Genomic DNA, 18,012 nt, shown 5'->3' with positions numbered 1-18,012 from the left:
GTGAAGTATAGCGCGAATTGGTAGGTTTGAGATTGGGTTTATTATTTGTTTCGCTTTATAATGGTCCATAAATAGCATTTGGTTGAGGGTGTATGAAAGCCATTATTATTAGTATTTTAATCATTTTTTCGAGTGTGAGTGTAGCCTCTGATATTGATCTTGAGGCCAATATGAAAAATATGGGGCTTGCTTATAAAAACTCCGTACGGGCTACTGATTTAGCTACCTTTAATGCCGCTATTGATGAGTTTATTGTGTTGTTAGAGACAGCTAAAACAGCTGATTTTAAACAGCATAAAACAGCGTCTCTAGAAGGGCTTGATAAAGTCATAAATCAAGCAAAGCAAGCGAAGCAACTTGCAACAACTCGTGGCCTTGAAGCTGCAAAAGCGCCGCTTAAATCTATTGATGAGTTACGTAAAAAATACCATGAGCTCCATGAGCCGCCAGGCTTTTGGGAGTTGTTATTTGGCAACTAAGCTATTGAGTTAGATTTACTTTAATTAAAAAAAGGTGCCGAGGCACCTTTTTTAACGCTTTTTCTTTTTACCTTGAACTGCTTTAAAACGCGGGTTGTCTTTATTAATAACATAGACACGACCTTTACGTTTTACGATTTGGCAGCCCGGGCGGTTCTTAGCGCTTTTTAATGAACTTAATACTTTCATGTTCTTTCCTTAAAGCAACTATTTGCTCGCCAAGTTTTTGAAACGACGATTAAACGCTGCAACACGGCCATCGCTCGCAACGGCTTTTTGTTTACCGGTATAGAACGGGTGCGAATCGCTTGATACGTCAATTGCTACATAAGGATAAGTTTTGCCTTTAAGTTCGATCGTACGTGTAGTTTTGATTGTCGAACCAATAATAAAGTAGCTGTCTGCCGCTGTATCATGAAAAGCGACTTGCTGGTAATCAGGGTGGATATTTGGCTTCATAATGCACCTGTTTGTTATGTGATAATGTAGCGGTTATAGGGTGGTTGACTATTTAGATCAAGATAAAAATGATTCTTATTTATATCGCGTTGTCTTAAATTTGTACAAGCTGAACAATCAATAAGCAGTTAGATTTAAAAAGCTGGATATTGTCGATAAGGCTGTTATAACTAGGAATGCGTGCTTATTTTTAAGAGGGATATGGAAGTGAATGATAAAACTAGCCGTGAAGAACTTGATCAAAATGTAATGAACACGCTTCGCGATAAAGACCATTCTGTTTTAGCTAATCATGTAGACACCTTGTCGTGTACTCACAACGATATTATTGAATTATTGGCCCAGTATTTAGCGTTAAGTGAACAAGATGATGATGAGCGTTTCGATACCTGGTTTGATAATCTAAGTAAAGAGCAACACACTGTCGTAAAAACTTTTGAAGTGTATCGAGGTCAGTACGAGCATTTAGATTCTTAATACTTGATCATGTTGTTTTTACGTGAAAAAAGCCACCCGAAGGCGGCTTTGCTGATTAGCGCTAACTAATTAATCTAACATGTAAGCTCGCATGGTAATTTGCTCAGCTTGGCTTGAACCATAATCAGAAACAATCGTACGAATATGGACAAAGTCACCAACGTTTCCAGTATTAGGGATCGTAGCTACCCATTCACCGTCAATGTGTTCAACTTGTGCATCTAACCAGTTTTCGCTTGAGAACTTCGTTGATACAGGGCAATAGATATAAGCAGGCACGTTAGCAATCGTACATTCTTGGCCGTATGCATATTGTAACTGTACATCTGCCAGCGCCACTTCACCTACACCGTCTAGTAAACCCGTTAACTTAACTTGAGCGGCTTCACCTGCTTTCATGCTGTTGTTAATATCAACCGGTAAATCAACCATAGGCACTAAAATTGGCTGAACACCTTGTTGCTGCTCGTCAGCGGTAAATGTATAGAAACCTTGGTAAAGAGAACCTAGCTTATCATTTATTGGAGAGCGCTCACCAACACCACGGGCATAAGAACGCATTTCTAAGGTAATTTGATGAGAGCCCGGCTCAAGTGTTAACGTACCTTGATACGGAGATGCTGGCTCACCATTTACTTTTAAACCAAAGGCTGAGCTACCCATAAAGCCAAAAATACCATCATGGTTTGCGGCATCGCCAAACGAAGCAAGGTTAAAGTAAAGGACATTGGTATCGCGGCTAATAATCGCCGAGCCACTGCTGCCTAAGCTACCAGCACGTGGACCTTTAAACCAAGTGGTACTTTGCTCAGCACCTTCAGTCATAGCGCGTGGACCATCAAAATAAGCGCCTGCACTTTGAATTTGATAGTTTGGCATAACGACATTCGTCCATGCATTTTTTGTACTTGCTGTGTAATATTCATCACGCTGATGAGGTAACATAATTAACTGTGAGCTACCTGTTGAGTAGAACTCCCCTGTACTGTTGGTCATTGCCATAACATCAGTCCATGCCGGGCGCTCATCATTTTGCGAGTGATAAGACGCACTTATTTTATGCATTTTATGTTCAGCAATATTGATTTGCCCAGATTGAATTCGGCCATCAACAATATGGTTTATTGAATAAGCATAAGGTGAGCGTTCAGCCGCAATACCAGACCAGCTAACGATATTGTTGCCAGCCTCTATTTCTGCCATTAATGCTTCACCTTGTTCGGTACTGATACCAATCACGGGTATTTTTGGTGTGCCTGTGATCGCGCCTTTATATCGGCCACCACGACCAGGGCGATAAAAAATCACGCCACTGGCGCCATGTTTCATCGCGTTACCGACCATGTACGACGTGAGGTAATTAGGGTTAGCAATAAGCGCAATTTTTCCGTCTAACTCAAATTGGCTCCAATCAGTGCTGTAGCCAGCATCACCTACAGGCACGACTTCTGCAGAGCCTTCACCATGAAAAGACAGTGTTAAACCTTGTTTGATGTAATCAAGTTCAACGCCGTTTTGCATAGTGACGGTTGTTTCTGGAGCCACAGCGCGGGTGGTGATAAATGAGCGAAAACGGTCGTCATGACCTTGTGACCATGCATACATATCATTTACGTAATCAGGAGCCATTTCGATAGCTGCAAGCTTCGCAACTTCTTGATCGTCAATCGCGTAAGTAAAGCCAAATGAATAACCTTGTGGATCAAGAGGCTGGTTAGCTTTAAAGGTGACAGCTTGAGCGTTACGTGCATCAAAGTTAATCTCTGTTTTACCATCAATCTTACGATTTAATACAGCCATTTGTGCCGCTGATTCAACTAAACCAGAGCTGGTTTGCGGGTTATCGTAAGTCATAATGTTAGCAATCAACGTATAGTAACCAGCAGGTACATCGATATTGGCTTTACCGCCAGTGAGCCTAACAAGACTGCCCCAATCATCTTCTTCATTAATTAAGTAAAGCTTAGATGGAGAGCCTGCTTGATTACCCCAGCGATCAGTCAGGTTTACCGTTAAATTAACGTGAGGCTGGTCAATCCAAAATGACACTGGTACAGTCACTTGCTGATCTGTATTGCCAACGGTTGTGCCTGTAATACGACCTGTAATTGCACCATAAGCACTATTATTAAGTGCCACACTTGGGTCAATCCACATAGGAACTTGAGCAACACCTTTGGCTGGGATTGTCACAGATTTAATATCTAATCCTGCTAGAGTTGCTGGCAATTGTGTTTTGCCATCTTCGCCAATTAAGTCTAATTTCAATTTTAATTTAATACTCTCATCAGACGTATTTGTCAGCGTGATCTGTGTTTCGGTAAATTCATTATTAGTAGCGCTATCAAAGTAGCCAAGTTCACGGTTTGCAGGGGCTACAATAGCTTGATCAATGGCACGGTCGATATTCATGGCACCGGCACCTTGCTCAAGTACGTGAGAATCACCACTAAATACAGATGATGTAAGCACGTCTTTAATTTCTTTTGGCGTAAGGTCTTGGCGAGCTTGCATAACAATTGCAGCACCACCGGCAACATGAGGGGCTGCCATCGAAGTACCTGAATAGACGCGGTAAGCCGTATCACCTAAGCCACCAGAAGCCGCAGCAACAACAGATACACCTTGCGAGGCAATATCCGGTTTTGCTGAATGGCCATCTGGCGATGGACCGCGTGAAGAGAACGACGCCGTATTGCCATCACGATCAATGGCACCCACGGTTAATGCACTTGGCGCGCAGCCCGGTGAACCAATCGTTTCACGGGTAAAGCTATTACCTGCAGAGATAACAAATAAAGCTTTATCGCTCAGTGCTTCAACCATCTCGACCAGTGGGCCACTACAGGTTGTTGCCGTTCCACCTAGCGACATATTTACAATATCAGCTTGCTCTGAAAGCACCGCCCATTGCATGCCATTTAAAATACCGTAAGTTGATCCTCCTCCTGTATTGCCAAGTACTTTACCGATTATTAAATCGGCAGCAGGCGCCACACCGACCCATTTACCTTCTGATTCATGACCATTGCCTGCAACGGTTGAGGCTGTATGAGTACCATGACCATTTAAATCATCTACACCGTTGCTTGAGTAAGTAAAGTCTCGTGATGCTATTACTCGCCCTTGTAAATCAGGGTGCTCAATGTCGTATCCTGAATCGAGTACGGCAACTTTAATACCTGCGCCATTATAGTTAATCGCTGACTCACCATATGCGCCGGTAAGCGGGACTGTTGGAGTCAGTGTTTCTGACTGGGTAACCTTGTGAGCATGAACGACAGCATCAAGCCAAAGACCTTCAACGTCAGCTTGTTCAACTAGAGTTTGCCAAGTTTGCGCTGCTTTGTCTTTGCTGATTGAAAATGCGGCGCTATCGATAAGCTCAATTTCACCGGTTAATGACATACCAGCAAGCGTTGCTGGGGCTGCCGGTCCTGCAAGGGTACCGTCGCGGTATTCAACAATGACTGGGAGGGCGTCTGTTGATGCATCATCGTAACCAGATTCATATAACTTATTAATGTTAAATAACTCTAAATCAATCGCATTTGAATCAACTAAGGCTTGAGCATGGTTTGGAACAACATAGGTGTTGTTACCACGTTTAAAGATACTGGTGAATGTATCTGAACCATCTGCATTCACTAATCGAATGCCGCCTAGTTTGCCGTCTTTATTGACAACAGCCGATACTTTGTCCCCAGTGATCAAAGTGAATGTAAGGGCATCTGCTTTACTTTGTTGTGTAACAAATGATTCTTCTGCGGTTGCTGGCTGGGCAATCGATAAGCCGAGCATGGCTAAGTAGGTCGCCTTTAAGCGACCAAGCCTTGGAAAAGGTTTCATTTTTTCATCCTGTATTTTGATGTAATTAGTTTGGAAGAAAGAAGTTATTGCTAGGTGTCAAAATAACAAATATGACAAGAGCAATAACTCGACCAGACCAATCTATCGATCAAGCAGATGAAAACCTACAAAACAAAAGTAGCAAATTGTATTAACCTATTTACAACAAAATAAACACAGTTGTAACTTTGTGCGGTCATTCAGTTTCGCTTCATTTTAAGCGCAAAAATGAGAGGTTATTTTATCGATAGATCGTACTTTGCCACTACGTCATCAATATAACGATGGCGTAAGGTATTTTTACCTTCGTTGCCCGTACCATGGCTTAACGCGCGATTTATTAGTTTTAGTGCCTTATGCAAGCTTTGACGTTCATCCATGTTTAAACCTGTTTTAGTGCGCATTTCAGTAATATCATCAATCAATAGCTTGGCCACATCTAGCTGAACGGCTTCTTCAACTAAGCCATTTTGTGTGAGCACACCGTATTTACTGCATAAAAACTGTTGCCAAACTTGCTGTAAGTGCTCGTCAATTTCACTGCCAAATAATTCTTCATTGATAGCAAAGCCTTGCTCGGCAAGCTTACTAAGTTGATTCGAATATTGCTGAGCAAAATAATTAAACGCTTGGCAGGATGAGGTTATGTCATGTTTGATAATTAATTGCCCCCAACTAGCGGCGCCACGAGGGTAATAATCTTGATATTCTTCGCATTGATAAATGCCCGAATACGAACTGCATTCTAATTGACTCTGCAAACAGTAACTCGGTTTTGGAAATAAACTACTTTGTTGCCATGCCGATAGCGTTTCCTCATCAATTGAGAGGGTATGGCACAGCTCTTCGGTAGTATAAAAGTAGGTTGCCAAAAATTTAGAAAGTTGCATTATCAAATACTCACAATAAACACTGTTAATTTATACAGTATTTGATTTTGGCTTAACTTTGATTTTTTCTCAAGTATTTTTATTTATTGCAGCTCATTACTCGGAAAATGCCTGTGTTTATGATACAACTAGCGCAAATTTTCCAAACATTAAAAAAGTTATGCGCAACCTAGAAACAATTAAACAAGCAAGTTTGATCACCGCTATAAAAACACCGTATTTAACCAATGGTGACATTGATCTTGCATGTTATGACGACCTTGTTGAGCAGCAAATTGCAGCTGGTGTTGATGGCATCATCGTCGGTGGTACCACAGGTGAAGGCCAATTAATGAATTGGGAAGAACACTTAATGCTAATTGCACACAGTGTTAGCAAATTCTCTGATCGTTTATTAATTGTTGGTAATACAGGTAGCAACAACACGCGTGAAGCGATTAAAGCAACCCAGTATGGTTTTGCCACCGGTATGGATGCCGCGCTACAAATCAACCCTTATTACGGGCGCACGTCACTGGCGGGTGTGAAAGAGCACTTTAACCGTTTACTTGATATTGGTCCTGCGTTTATCTACAACGTAGCAGGGCGTACAGGCCAAGATTTAACACCAGATATCATTGAGCCACTCGCTAAGCACGAAAACTTTATCGGTGTAAAAGAGTGCGGTGGCAATGAGCGTATTGCTCATTATGAACAGCAAGGTATTGCTTGTTGGTCTGGTAATGACGATGAAGCACATGATGCACGGCACATTCATAATGCTCACGGTGTTATTTCGGTTACATCTAACATTATTCCGGGCTTGTTCCGTCAGTTAATGGATGAGCAAAATGATGCACTTAATGCAAAACTGCAGCCACTTATGGGCTGGCTATTCTGCGAACCTAACCCAATCGCTATTAATACGGCGCTGATGATGACAGGCGCCGTGAACCCTGTGTTCCGTCTTCCTTATGTGCCACTTACATGTGCGCAGCAAGAAATCGGTTTAGACTACATTAACGAACTTAATATTGCTGATATAGTAGGCGAAAAAGCTCAACTTTTAGACGAAAAAGACGTTATTTTACGATAAAGATGAATGGGTGCTTAATTTCACTACAATTAAGCACCATTATTTTACTTTTTTATGCCTTATGGGTAAAATTAGCAATCGTTTGGCGCTAAAAGAATAATATTTGTGAAATTTGTTGTTAATAATTTGTGTGTATGGGTTGCGCCCGAGCAACAAATTGCAGAATTAAGCCATCTTGATCACCCTGACCTTGATTTAAGCTGGGTTGCACCAATGCAGCGCCGCCGTCTAAGCCCGTTTATGAAAATGGCACTTCATACTATGCATCAAGCGCAAGGTGAGCATCAGCAGTTAGCCGTTAATTTTTCATCTCGTCATGGTGACTTACCTAAAACAGCGCAGCTATTGCATTCACTTGTTGAACAAGAACCGCTTTCTCCGACCGCATTTGGTTTGAGTGTACATAATGCTGCAACAGGCTTGTTCTCGATTATTGCAAAAAACAAAGCCCCGATGAATGCCATAGCAGGTGATCAAGACAGCATTATTTCAGCCATGATTGATGGTTTTGCACGTGTCCAGAGTGGTGTTGAGCAGCAAATTTTGGTTGCCCATGCCGAAAGTGTATTACCTGATGAATACTTACCATTTAGCGATGAGCAACAAATCGCTCATAGTGTGTCGTTCATATTATCCAAAGTTCAGGTAGACAAACCGTATTTTGAATTAACAAAACTTCCTGAATCTGAACACTCTCAAAGTGACTCGTGCTTACCCTTGAGTCTACAGTTAGCAGCTGCTTTAGCAAGCAAAGGATCACAATCGCTGCTGACACATCAACAATCAGCTTGGATGCTACAGTACCATGGTGGCTAATTTATATAAAAAGCTGAACAAAATTTGGCGGATACTGGCAACCGGGTTTTGCTTTGCTGTTTTTGGGTTTGGCGGTATTTTACTTACCTTGTTGATTTTACCTATTCAACGATTTTTGGAACCTTGTGAATTTAAACGTAAGCAGAAAGCCCGTTTAACTGTTCACTATAGTTTTAAATTCTTTGTTGCTTTAATGCATTACACCGGTGCTATCCATTTTTCTGTGCAAGATAAACAGAAATTTCATGATCTTAAGGGGCAGCTAGTGCTTGCCAATCACCCCTCATTAATTGATGTTGTAGTGCTGATATCTGTGATTAAAAATGCTGACTGCGTGGTCAAAGCACACCTATTTAAAAATCCATTTATGCGCGGTGTAATTAAAGGCACAGGTTATATTAGTAATGAAGACCCGCAAGAGTTACTGAATGAATGTGAAGCGTCACTCGCTGCTGGAAATAATCTGATTATCTTTCCTGAAGGCACCCGCACAACCCCTGGTGAACAGTTAAAATTTAAGCGTGGTGCGGCAAATATTGCTGCGCGTTGTAAAGCCCCAATTACTTCAGTGCTGATTAGTATGAAACCCAGTACTTTGACCAAAGGCACACCATGGTATTGCGTTGCCGCAACAAAAGCGCATTTTGAGATGCGCTTTGCCACTGATCCATTTACGTTTAACGACACATTTAATAATGAACAACCCGCCATGCAAGCACGACAATTAACCCGTGATTTGCAACATTACTTTTCAGAGGAACTCAGGCACCTATGACTGAACTAAAGAACAAAATAAAACAATTAATCATTAGCAGCTTAGATCTTGAAGATATTACCGTGGATGATATTGAAAATGACCAACCTTTGTTTGTTGATGGTTTAGGCCTAGATAGCATCGATGCGTTAGAGCTTGGCTTAGCCATTAAAAAAGAGTTTAACGTTAAAATTGACGCAAACTCAGAACAAACAAAAGCCCATTTTGCATCAGTAGATGCACTGGCAGAATTTATTAACCAACACCAATCATAATACAGACTTAGAAGTAGGAATAAGCATGAAAACCGCTGCTGACATTTACAACGTTTTACAGGGCATTTTAGTAGATGAATTTGAGATTGATGCTGATGATATCAGCCTAGATGCGCACCTGTATCAAGACCTAGATCTTGATAGCATTGATGCTGTTGATTTAGTTGTAAAACTACGCGAAATCACTGGCAAGAAAATTGAGCCAGATGCATTTAAACAAGTGCGTACTGTGCAAGATGTTGTAAATGAAGTAGAAAAACTCGTTTCATAAACATTACTATGCTCAAAGCGATAACCACAACACTGCTTTTAGTGTGCTTATCTTTATACCCATTTATTGTGTATTTTGGATTACAGCATATCTCAATAAGGCAAGTGAGCTTGGTACTGATGGTATTGTTAGGTCTAAGGCTTTTGCTGAGCAAAAAGCTGCTCACATCTATGCCATGGATAAAGCCAGCCTCTATTTTGGCTATTATCGCTTTAGCAACAACGCAGTTTTTTAACAATGATCTGGGCTTGAAACTTTACCCGGTCATTATAAATACAGTAATGGCCATAACCTTTGCTTATTCGCTGAAAAGTGGCCCAACAGTCATTGAGAGTTTTGCTCGAATTAAAGAGCCTGAGCTTGATGAAAAAGGGGTTAATTACACGCGCCAAGTTACTAAAGTATGGTGCGCGTTTTTTATTATTAATGGCAGTATTGCGTTATACACTAGCCTATTTACTTCGTTACAGACATGGACACTGTACAACGGACTAGTAGCCTATATTTTGATAGCTCTCTTGGGCCTTGTGGAATGGCTTGTTAGACAAAAGGTTAAAAATAATGGTATCGAGTAACCTGAAATTTCACCCAGATGCTGCATTTATTATTGCAGGGCAGCCAATAACACACACACAGTTTTTTGCTGATATTGCCGCTTATCAAAGTAAGCTTACGGCGCTTAAAGCTGGCAGTCATGTGGTATTATTCCACCCCGATACCTACCAATTTGCAGTTCGCTTATTTGCCTTAGCCTGTAGTGGTCATAATGTTATTCTGCCGCCTAATGGTCAGCACGAAACCTTAAGTTTATTGCTTGCTCAGTCTGCTTTTTTTGCAGGCGATGCGACCAATATCGATGATGATGTGCTATTTACCAACCTTGAACTCAGTCTGGGTCACACGCCTTTGCAAACTAACCGTTTACAATGGCCAACAAACACAGCGGTTATATTTTATACGTCAGGCTCATCAGGACAATCTAAACCGATAGTAAAACCGTGGCGGGTATTAAATCGAGAGCTTGCAGTACTTTCAATGTCATTTGACTTACCCAGCCAATTTACGTTTTTAGCAACCGTTTCGCATCAACATATTTACGGCTTATTATTTCGTTTACTTTGGCCGTTGGCGAAAGGCCATATAATTGATAGTGAACAAATTCAGTACCCTGAGCATATTGCGCAAAGGCTAAAAAATATTCGTTATGCAGCGCTCGTTTCAAGCCCTGCGCAACTTGGTCGCTTATGTGCTGATAATGTGTTAATTCCTGAGCGTGACAAAATTAAATGGTTATTTTCCTCTGGCGGACCGCTCAATAATGAGCATGCCGAAACTTTATTTAACCAGTTAGCTCGCCCTGCTACCCAAGTATTTGGTAGTACCGAAACCGGCGGTATTGCTTATCGACAAGTTACACAAGCCGCGGTTGATGTACCATGGCAGCCGTTTAATGGTAATTTTTTATCGCTGAATCATGAAGGACGCTTGATGCTAGACTCTGCGATTTTAGAGCAATCGAATTTTCCTTTAGATGATAGAGCACTCGTTCATAAAAATGGTCAATTTAAACTGTTGGGCCGTATAGACAGAACGATAAAAATTGAAGAAAAACGTTTAAATCTAGATGAGCTTGAGAGTTATCTGCAAAGCCATGACTGGGTAAAAGAAGTTAAAGTGGTGGTTATTCCAGCTAAGCGCGTGCAAATTGGTGCGGTGGTTGTGCTCAGTGATGAAGCTAATAAAGAGCTTGAACAGCAGGGTAAATTGGCAATTAACCGCACATTACAAGCGCACCTCTCAAACCGCTTTGAACGTATTTGCTTACCGCGTAAATGGCGCTATATCGATGCACTTCCTTTTAACAGCCAAGCTAAATTAAGTTTAAAAACATTGGAGCAGTATTTTGCCAAGCCTGAATAACGTGACCCCAGAGGTGGCCGTTTTATCACAAACAGAAACTAGCGTGAGTTTAGCGTTAACCATTGCGGCTGATTTAGATTATTTTCGCGGCCACTTTCCTGATGCTCCAATTTTAGCAGGCGTAGTACAGCTGGATTGGGCAGTAAAATATGCTCAGCAATATTTGGGTTTTGGCAAACTAGTACAAGATTTAGAAGTGTTAAAGTTTCAGGTGGTAACAACCCCCGATATGACGGTAAATCTCACCCTTGAGCGCAATGCAAAAGGCAAGTGCCTGTTTAGCTATCACTCAGACAAAGGCCAACATGCATCCGGTCGAATAGTATTTTGTGATTAAGCCATGAACCAGTTTTGTATTGTTATTCCTAATTACAATCACACCCATGCTATTGCTGCTGTACTCGATGAGCTAAAAGAGCTACAGCTGCCGATAATCATGGTTGATGATGGCAGTGACGCTGATGCCAAGCAAGTATTTGCAGAGCTTGACGCACAGTACGATTTTTTGACCTTGATAAGCCATGCTCAAAATCAAGGTAAGGGTGGGGCAGTTCAAACTGGCTTGCTGGCTGCCTATCAGCAAGGGTTTAGCCATGCCATTCAGGTTGATGCTGACGGCCAGCATTCGTTAGCAGATATTAGTAAGTTGATTGAACTAAGTAATGCATCACCTAACAAGGTGATCAGTGGTTGTCCTATTTATGATAGCTCCGTGCCAAAGCACCGTTATTTGAGTCGTTACATCACCCATTTTTGGGTTTGGGTAGAAACACTCAGCTTTGATATTGTTGATTCAATGTGTGGTTTTCGGGTTTACCCATTAGCAGCCGTTGAGCAATTAATGGCTAAGCAAGCGCTTGGCAAGCGCATGGACTTTGATATTGAAATTTTAGTCAGGCTTTATTGGCAAGGTGTTAAAGTCACGTTTTTGCCAACCCAGGTTATTTACCCTGAAAATGGCGTATCTCATTTTCGAGCTTTACACGATAACGTGGGAATTTCGTGGCTGCATACGCGTTTATTCTTTGGTATGTTGCTACGCTCTCCCAAGCTACTTTGGCGTAAGGTGGCTGGCTAATGGCTGTAAAGCACTGGTCAAAAATGCAAGAACGTGGCAATCGCTTTGGCATGCAAATATTGCTCGTGTGCTATCGCGTATTTGGTCGTAAAGGCTTGTGGTTGGTGTTGTTTCCGGTGGTGTTTTATTTGTTTTTAACAGGCAAAACTGCCCGTCAAGCGTCACATGCATTCTTAACCCAAGCGCGTAAAGTGAATGGCAATAACAAGGCGGTTACTTGGCGCGATAGCTTCCGTCATTTTCGCTGCTTTGCTGACAGCGCCTTTGACAAAATAGATGCATGGCTTGGACGAATTCAGCAACATAATATTCTTTACACCAACGAAGCGCTGTTTAAACAACTCGATGAGCAACAGCAAGGGGCTATTTTTATTGGCTCACACCTTGGCAATTTAGAGGTGTGTAGAGCACTTAGCCAACACCGAAACAGTAAAACGATCAATGTATTGGTGTTTACGCATCATGCTGTTGAATTTAATAAATTACTGAAAAGTATCAATCCGGATGTTGCAGTAAACCTCATTCAAGTAACCGATCTTGGCCCAGATATGGCAATTATGCTCAAAGAAAAAGTCGAGCAGGGTGAAATTGTGGTGATTGTCGGTGATAGAACCAGCACCACCACCGCAGGAAGAGTTATTGAAGCGGACTTTTTAGGTAAGCCAGCCCCTTTTTCACAAGGGCCATTTATTTTAGCTGCGCTGTTAGATTGCCCGGTGTTTCATCTGTTTTGTTTAAAAGATAAAAAGCCAAATGGCGAAACATGTTACCGCGTGATTTTTGAAAAATACGCCGACAAGCTCGTTTTACCGCGTAAAACGAGGCAACAAACATTACAACAAATTGTTAGCGATTATGCGCAAAGGCTCAGTTTTTATGCTGCGGCCTATCCGTATCAATGGTTTAATTTTTATGATTTTTGGCAAAATGACGAGCAAGTGTCTCGTAGTCAAAACAAGGAGAACTAAGGTGTCAGAGCACTCGACTACCGTATTTGGCCAACAGCGTTTATCAATCGAAGATATTGTTCATATTGCATTAGAGCAAGGTGCTGTAGCGTTAACATCAGACCGTCAATTTGCGAATAAAATAGACAGCGCCGTCGCGTTTTTAGATAAGTTGCTTGAAGATGATGGCGTGATATATGGTGTTACCACAGGTTATGGCGACTCGGTAACCGTAAAAGTGCCGCTTGATTTAGTTAATGAGTTACCACTACATCTTACTCGATTTCATGGTTGTGGCCTTGGTGATGTGTTTAATCAAGCCCAAGGGCGCGCTATTTTAGCGAGCCGTTTAACTTCGCTTTCACAAGGTTATTCCGGCGTTAGCTGGGAGATGTTGAATTTATTACGTGACTTTTTAAATCACAATATCGTACCGGTGATCCCGCAAGAAGGGTCAGTGGGAGCCAGTGGTGATTTAACGCCACTTTCATATGTAGCCGGTGCTATGGTTGGCGAGCGTGATGTGTATTACAAAGGCGAAATTAAAAACAGTCTAGAGGTGATGCAAGAACTTGGTTTAAAGCCATTAAAGCTGCGCCCGAAAGAAGGGCTGGCAGTTATGAATGGCACGGCCGTAATGACAGCTTTGGCATGCCTTGCTTATGATAGAGCAGATTATCTAGCTAAATTAACCAGCCGTATAACAGCCCTTGCAAGCCTTGCACTAAAGGGTAACAGTCATCACTTTGATGATATTTTGTTTTCGGTGAAGCCACATCCAGGGCAACAGCAAGTAGCTGCATGGATCCGTGGAGACTTAAACCATGTAGAACACCCGCGTAATGCTGACCGCTTACAAGATAGGTATTCAATTCGCTGTGCTCCACATGTTATTGGTGTGCTGCAAGATAGTTTGCCGTGGTTTAGGCAAATGATTGAAAATGAACTAAATTCGGCAAATGATAATCCAATTATCGATGGTGAAGGTGAGCACGTATTGCATGGTGGTCACTTCTATGGCGGTCATATTGCAATGGTTATGGATAGCATGAAAACCGCTGTTGCTAATTTAGCCGACTTAGCAGACAGACAAATCGCATCCTTAGTTGATACGCGCTATAACAATGGTTTGCCTTCTAATTTATCGGCGAGTAATGATGAACGTCGTTACATTAACCATGGTTTTAAAGCGGTCCAAATTGGTGCCAGTGCATACACGGCTGAAGCATTAAAACTATCCATGCCAGCAAGTGTGTTTTCTCGTTCAACCGAGTGTCACAACCAAGATAAAGTGAGCATGGGAACCATCGCTGCGCGAGATTGTTTGCGTATATTGCAACTTACCGAGCAAGTGGTTGCTAGTACCTTGCTTGCGAGTATTCAAGGTTTGCGTTTACGTATTAATAGTGGCGAGCTTGAGTTTGCTAGTTTAACCCCTGATGTACAAAGTATGTATCAAGACATTAGCGAGTTTTTCCCGCTGCTTGATGAAGACCGTCCTCTAGAGGCTGTTCTTCGTTTTACAGTTGACGCTATTCAAACAAAACGTTGGAGTTTATATGCATAGTCGTGGCTCGTTGCTGAGCACTCATGTTGAGATTGAAATTCCTTTTCATGATTGCGATCCAATGAATGTGGTATGGCATGGTAATTACCCGCGCTATTTAGAAGTCGCGCGCTGCGAATTACTGCGTTTGTTTGATTATGATTATGTGCAAATGCAAGAGTCTGGGTATGCTTGGCCGATTATTGACATGCATATTAAGTACGTCGGCTCAGCACTGTTTACGCAAAAAATCCGCGTTGATGCCTACTTAAAAGAATATGAAACACGATTACGTATTGATTACGTCATCACTGATTTCGCTACAGGTAAAAAGTTAACCAAAGCAACGACTATCCAAGTTGCGGTTGATATAGAGAAAAAAGAAATGCAGTTTGTTTCGCCGCCTGTACTACATGAAAAACTTCAAAAGGTGATTTAATGCGATTAAGCGTGTTGTTACTGAGTGTGCTAGTTTTTTTTCCTGTGTTTGCATCGAGTGTAGTGACAGAGCAAGGCACATTTAGCCAAGAAAAGCATTTTAAAGGGTTTAGTAAACCTTTTATATCAACAGGTTCGTTTGAACTTGCTGAAGATGGCCTTACTTGGCAGGTTGAATCTCCGGTTAAAAGCACGCTATTAATCAAGCAAGGGCAGGTATATACCCTTAACGCTCAAGGTGAGCCGCAGCTACAAAAAGGCGCTGAGCCTTACGTTAATTTACTGCAAGCAATATTAAAGCATGATGAAGTGGCACTTGCTGAACAATTTACGATGGCAGAGCATGCAGAGCCCGGTTGTCAGACTTTATTACCTAAAGATGACTTGCTAAAACAGCTATTTAGTCAGTTCGAATTATGTGTAGCAGCAGAGCAAGTGAGCCGTGTGCGTCTTCAAGAAGTAAATGGTAACTTTACTGTATTACGCTTTGCTTATCCTCATAAAGAGCATAAACAGTGAAAGCATGGGGCCTAACGCTCGCTTGGCTGAGCCTATTAGTTAGCGCCTTAGTGGTTGTTTTTATTCTAAAACAGCCAACGTTAAATAATGATATTTTGGCTTTGTTGCCAAAGTCAGAACCGCGTTTACAGCAAGTTGAAGAACACTTTTTTGCGGCTAACAAACAGCAGTTGAGTTTTTCTTTTCGTGGTGAGAATGCAGTAAAAGCTTATGATGATTTACATCAGTGGCTTTCTAGCAAACATATTGAGCCTCGTTTTAAGTTACCAGAAATATCCCAGTTAGCAGAATTTTATGGTCAGTACGCCGGGCATTTAGTTTCCGAGGAATATAAACAAGCAATTGGCGATGCTAATCGCTTTCAACAGTATTACTTTAGCCAGTTGAGTAAAGTCGCTGATCCTTTTGTTTCAAGTACTATCAACCAAGACCCAACACTTGCCACAGCGGGGTTCTTATCTGAGGCTATGGCTCACATGCAGCAATTTGAGCTGCAAGATGGCCGAATTAACATTAACTATCAAGGTGATGAGTATTTAATGTTATTCGTGCAAAGTGCTGACAATGCCTTTTCAATAAATCAATCAATAGCTTTGAGCAATGAGATAGTTGGCTATATCGCTGAGCTTGAAGGCCGCTATCCAGATACACAAATTCGCTATGCCGGTGCTTTATTTCACACCGCAGCAAATGCACAGCAAGCCAAATTTGAAATGACCTTGTTTGGTTCGGTGAGCTTGCTGGCGCTTATTGTGATGGTGGTCTGGGTGTTCCGCTCGATAAACGCATTGTGGCTGGCTTCTGTAACCGTGATAAGCGCCGCTATTGGCGGCACCATTGCGCTGATCAGTATTTTTAGTCAGGTGCATGTATTAACCATGGTGTTTGCCGTGACACTGATTGGTATTGCCATTGATTATGCATTTCATGGCATGCTTGATTTAACCGAGCAGCCGCAAGGTTTTAGTCAAGGGCTTAAGCTGGCACTGTTGTTGTCGTTACTAACCACCACACTCGGTTACGCGAGTTTGTTTTTCTCACCGGTGCAGTTACTCAGTCAAGTGGGCGTGTTCGTTGTTGCAGGGCTAGTTACAGCTTGGCTTTGCACCCGTATTTTATTGCCTTATTGGCAAGCTGGTTTAACCATTAACACTGCTGCGCATCGATTAGCAAACAGGTTAAGTGGTTATTTAGAACGATTAACGCATTATCGCGTCTCACTCAGCATGCTGATGCTAGTGTTTCTGAGTGCTTTTGCTTTACTAAAACCCCCTGTGATTAATGATGATGTAAAGCTGTTAAATGCAAGTCCTGCTGATTTAATGCAAAACGAAGCGCTGCATATGTCTTTATTAGGTAAAGATAATGGCCAAATCATGATTTTATTTGCCGATAATGCGCAGCAGCTATTAGTACAACAAGAAGCATTAAAAGCAACTATTCGCGGCCTTAATGGCACTGCTGTAATGCTTAGTGACTTAGTGCCTAGTAAACAATTACAACAGCAAAACTACGAGCAACTGCATTTGGCCCAGCAAGCGATGAGTGTGGTTAGCCAAATGACAGAGATGCCCGTTGAGCTTTCAACATCAATGCTTGATTTAAACGCGGCACTTAATTCACCGTTAGCGCCGTTAATCGCTAACCAAGTGATCTCAAACAATACACTAACCGCAAGCTGGTTTATGGTAACCGGTGTAAATAAATCCGAGCTGATGGATTTAGCCAACGCTGACCCAGATTTAATTGTTTACGATAAAGTCGCGATGATAAGCGAAGGTTTAAGTCATTACTCAAATTCGTTACTGGTAACACTGGCCATTGCGATGACCTTTGCGTTACTACTTTTTAGCGTCAAATTTGGTTTTAAAACGGCGTGTAAACAAACGTTAGTGCTTGTACTAACAACCGCGGCTGTACTGCTACTATGCAGTGCGCTGCAATCTCAGCTGTCGATTTTTAATTTATTAGGCTGTTTATTGATATTAGCGTTGGCAATCGATTACTTGGTGTTTTATCAAGTCAATAATTTAAGCCCTAGCAATGTACTCGCAATTAGTTTGTCAGCGGCATCATCGATGTGGGTATTTGGCATGTTGGCTGTTTCGAAAACGCCGGCCATTTTCAGTTTCGGATTAACGGTATTAGTGGGGCTAATATGTATCTATATATTTGCGCCGCTCAGTATTGCATTACCTAAAAATAAGGAAAAATAATAG

20 protein-coding genes are annotated in these 18,012 nt (G+C 41.8%); 16 read left to right on the top strand and 4 right to left on the bottom strand.

Features of this window, described 5'->3' with window-relative positions:
- Positions 1 to 92: 92 nt before the first annotated feature.
- Positions 93 to 479 carry a cytochrome b562 gene (locus CWB80_RS10530; RefSeq protein WP_138599431.1) on the top strand — a complete coding sequence of 129 codons (387 nt, stop codon included), beginning with the start codon at positions 93 to 95 and terminating at the stop codon, positions 477 to 479.
- Positions 480 to 530: 51 nt separating this feature from the next.
- Here the strand turns inward: CWB80_RS10530 and ykgO are convergent, their stop codons facing one another.
- Positions 531 to 668 carry a type B 50S ribosomal protein L36 gene (gene ykgO, locus CWB80_RS10525; RefSeq protein ID WP_054554561.1) on the bottom strand — a complete coding sequence of 46 codons (138 nt, stop codon included), beginning with the start codon at positions 666 to 668 and terminating at the stop codon, positions 531 to 533.
- Between the two features lie 18 nt (positions 669 to 686).
- Positions 687 to 938 (bottom strand): type B 50S ribosomal protein L31, encoded by a 252-nt coding sequence (locus tag CWB80_RS10520; RefSeq protein WP_138599432.1) that lies wholly within the window; start codon positions 936 to 938, stop codon positions 687 to 689.
- Positions 939 to 1,187: 249 nt separating this feature from the next.
- Between CWB80_RS10520 and CWB80_RS10515 the strand changes: the two genes are divergently transcribed.
- Entirely contained in the window at positions 1,188 to 1,415 is a 228-nt protein-coding gene (locus tag CWB80_RS10515; RefSeq protein ID WP_220095044.1) for a hypothetical protein, read from the top strand.
- Between the two features lie 69 nt (positions 1,416 to 1,484).
- On the opposite strand, the gene CWB80_RS10510 is transcribed toward CWB80_RS10515, so the two are convergent.
- Both CWB80_RS10510 and CWB80_RS10505 read right to left on the bottom strand, forming a co-directional pair.
- Positions 1,485 to 5,264, bottom strand: a complete 3,780-nt coding sequence (locus CWB80_RS10510; protein WP_138599433.1) for a S8 family serine peptidase — start codon at positions 5,262 to 5,264, stop codon at positions 1,485 to 1,487.
- Positions 5,265 to 5,500: 236 nt separating this feature from the next.
- A complete protein-coding gene (locus tag CWB80_RS10505; RefSeq protein ID WP_054554558.1) occupies positions 5,501 to 6,154 on the bottom strand; it encodes a DUF6058 family natural product biosynthesis protein in 654 nt (217 codons plus the stop codon).
- A gap of 160 nt (positions 6,155 to 6,314) precedes the next feature.
- Between CWB80_RS10505 and dapA the strand changes: the two genes are divergently transcribed.
- The 14 genes from dapA to CWB80_RS10435 all read left to right on the top strand — a co-directional run bounded on the left by dapA (position 6,315) and on the right by CWB80_RS10435 (position 18,009).
- Positions 6,315 to 7,229: a 4-hydroxy-tetrahydrodipicolinate synthase gene (gene dapA, locus CWB80_RS10500; protein WP_054554595.1), complete on the top strand. Its 915-nt coding sequence runs from the start codon at positions 6,315 to 6,317 to the stop codon at positions 7,227 to 7,229.
- 105 nt (positions 7,230 to 7,334) lie between these two features.
- Entirely contained in the window at positions 7,335 to 8,045 is a 711-nt protein-coding gene (locus CWB80_RS10495; protein ID WP_054554557.1) for a beta-ketoacyl synthase chain length factor, read from the top strand.
- Entirely contained in the window at positions 8,035 to 8,820 is a 786-nt protein-coding gene (locus CWB80_RS10490) for a lysophospholipid acyltransferase family protein (protein ID WP_138599434.1), read from the top strand. Before CWB80_RS10495 ends, CWB80_RS10490 begins: the two co-directional genes overlap by 11 nt.
- A complete protein-coding gene (locus CWB80_RS10485) occupies positions 8,817 to 9,074 on the top strand; it encodes a phosphopantetheine-binding protein (protein ID WP_054554555.1) in 258 nt (85 codons plus the stop codon). The genes CWB80_RS10490 and CWB80_RS10485 overlap by 4 nt, the downstream gene beginning before the upstream one ends.
- 25 nt (positions 9,075 to 9,099) lie before the next feature.
- Positions 9,100 to 9,345: an acyl carrier protein gene (locus tag CWB80_RS10480; RefSeq protein ID WP_054554554.1), complete on the top strand. Its 246-nt coding sequence runs from the start codon at positions 9,100 to 9,102 to the stop codon at positions 9,343 to 9,345.
- 119 nt (positions 9,346 to 9,464) lie between these two features.
- Positions 9,465 to 9,920 carry a COG4648 family protein gene (locus tag CWB80_RS10475; RefSeq protein WP_240921045.1) on the top strand — a complete coding sequence of 152 codons (456 nt, stop codon included), beginning with the start codon at positions 9,465 to 9,467 and terminating at the stop codon, positions 9,918 to 9,920.
- Positions 9,907 to 11,265, top strand: a complete 1,359-nt coding sequence (locus CWB80_RS10470) for an AMP-binding protein (protein WP_138599436.1) — start codon at positions 9,907 to 9,909, stop codon at positions 11,263 to 11,265. The genes CWB80_RS10475 and CWB80_RS10470 overlap by 14 nt, the downstream gene beginning before the upstream one ends.
- Entirely contained in the window at positions 11,249 to 11,602 is a 354-nt protein-coding gene (locus CWB80_RS10465) for an ApeI family dehydratase (protein WP_119853021.1), read from the top strand. Before CWB80_RS10470 ends, CWB80_RS10465 begins: the two co-directional genes overlap by 17 nt.
- 3 nt (positions 11,603 to 11,605) lie before the next feature.
- Positions 11,606 to 12,343 carry a glycosyltransferase family 2 protein gene (locus CWB80_RS10460; protein WP_138599437.1) on the top strand — a complete coding sequence of 246 codons (738 nt, stop codon included), beginning with the start codon at positions 11,606 to 11,608 and terminating at the stop codon, positions 12,341 to 12,343.
- The gene (locus tag CWB80_RS10455; protein ID WP_138599438.1) at positions 12,343 to 13,311 is read left to right on the top strand and encodes a lysophospholipid acyltransferase family protein; all 969 of its coding nucleotides are present in this window, start codon (positions 12,343 to 12,345) and stop codon (positions 13,309 to 13,311) included. The genes CWB80_RS10460 and CWB80_RS10455 overlap by 1 nt, the downstream gene beginning before the upstream one ends.
- 1 nt (position 13,312) lies before the next feature.
- Positions 13,313 to 14,857 carry an HAL/PAL/TAL family ammonia-lyase gene (locus tag CWB80_RS10450; protein WP_171041518.1) on the top strand — a complete coding sequence of 515 codons (1,545 nt, stop codon included), beginning with the start codon at positions 13,313 to 13,315 and terminating at the stop codon, positions 14,855 to 14,857.
- Complete coding sequence (locus CWB80_RS10445) at positions 14,850 to 15,275, top strand: acyl-CoA thioesterase (RefSeq protein ID WP_138599439.1); 426 nt, start codon at positions 14,850 to 14,852, stop codon at positions 15,273 to 15,275. Before CWB80_RS10450 ends, CWB80_RS10445 begins: the two co-directional genes overlap by 8 nt.
- Positions 15,275 to 15,793: an outer membrane lipoprotein carrier protein LolA gene (locus tag CWB80_RS10440; protein ID WP_138599440.1), complete on the top strand. Its 519-nt coding sequence runs from the start codon at positions 15,275 to 15,277 to the stop codon at positions 15,791 to 15,793. The genes CWB80_RS10445 and CWB80_RS10440 overlap by 1 nt, the downstream gene beginning before the upstream one ends.
- Positions 15,790 to 18,009: an MMPL family transporter gene (locus CWB80_RS10435; RefSeq protein WP_138599441.1), complete on the top strand. Its 2,220-nt coding sequence runs from the start codon at positions 15,790 to 15,792 to the stop codon at positions 18,007 to 18,009. Before CWB80_RS10440 ends, CWB80_RS10435 begins: the two co-directional genes overlap by 4 nt.
- Positions 18,010 to 18,012 lie beyond the last annotated feature (3 nt).

The sequence above is a fragment of the Pseudoalteromonas sp. S1650 genome, assembly GCF_005887195.1.
Classification (GTDB): domain Bacteria; phylum Pseudomonadota; class Gammaproteobacteria; order Enterobacterales; family Alteromonadaceae; genus Pseudoalteromonas; species Pseudoalteromonas simplex.
The sequence above is the reverse complement of the archived record's forward strand: the minus strand, read 5'-3'. Positions and strand labels throughout refer to the sequence as shown.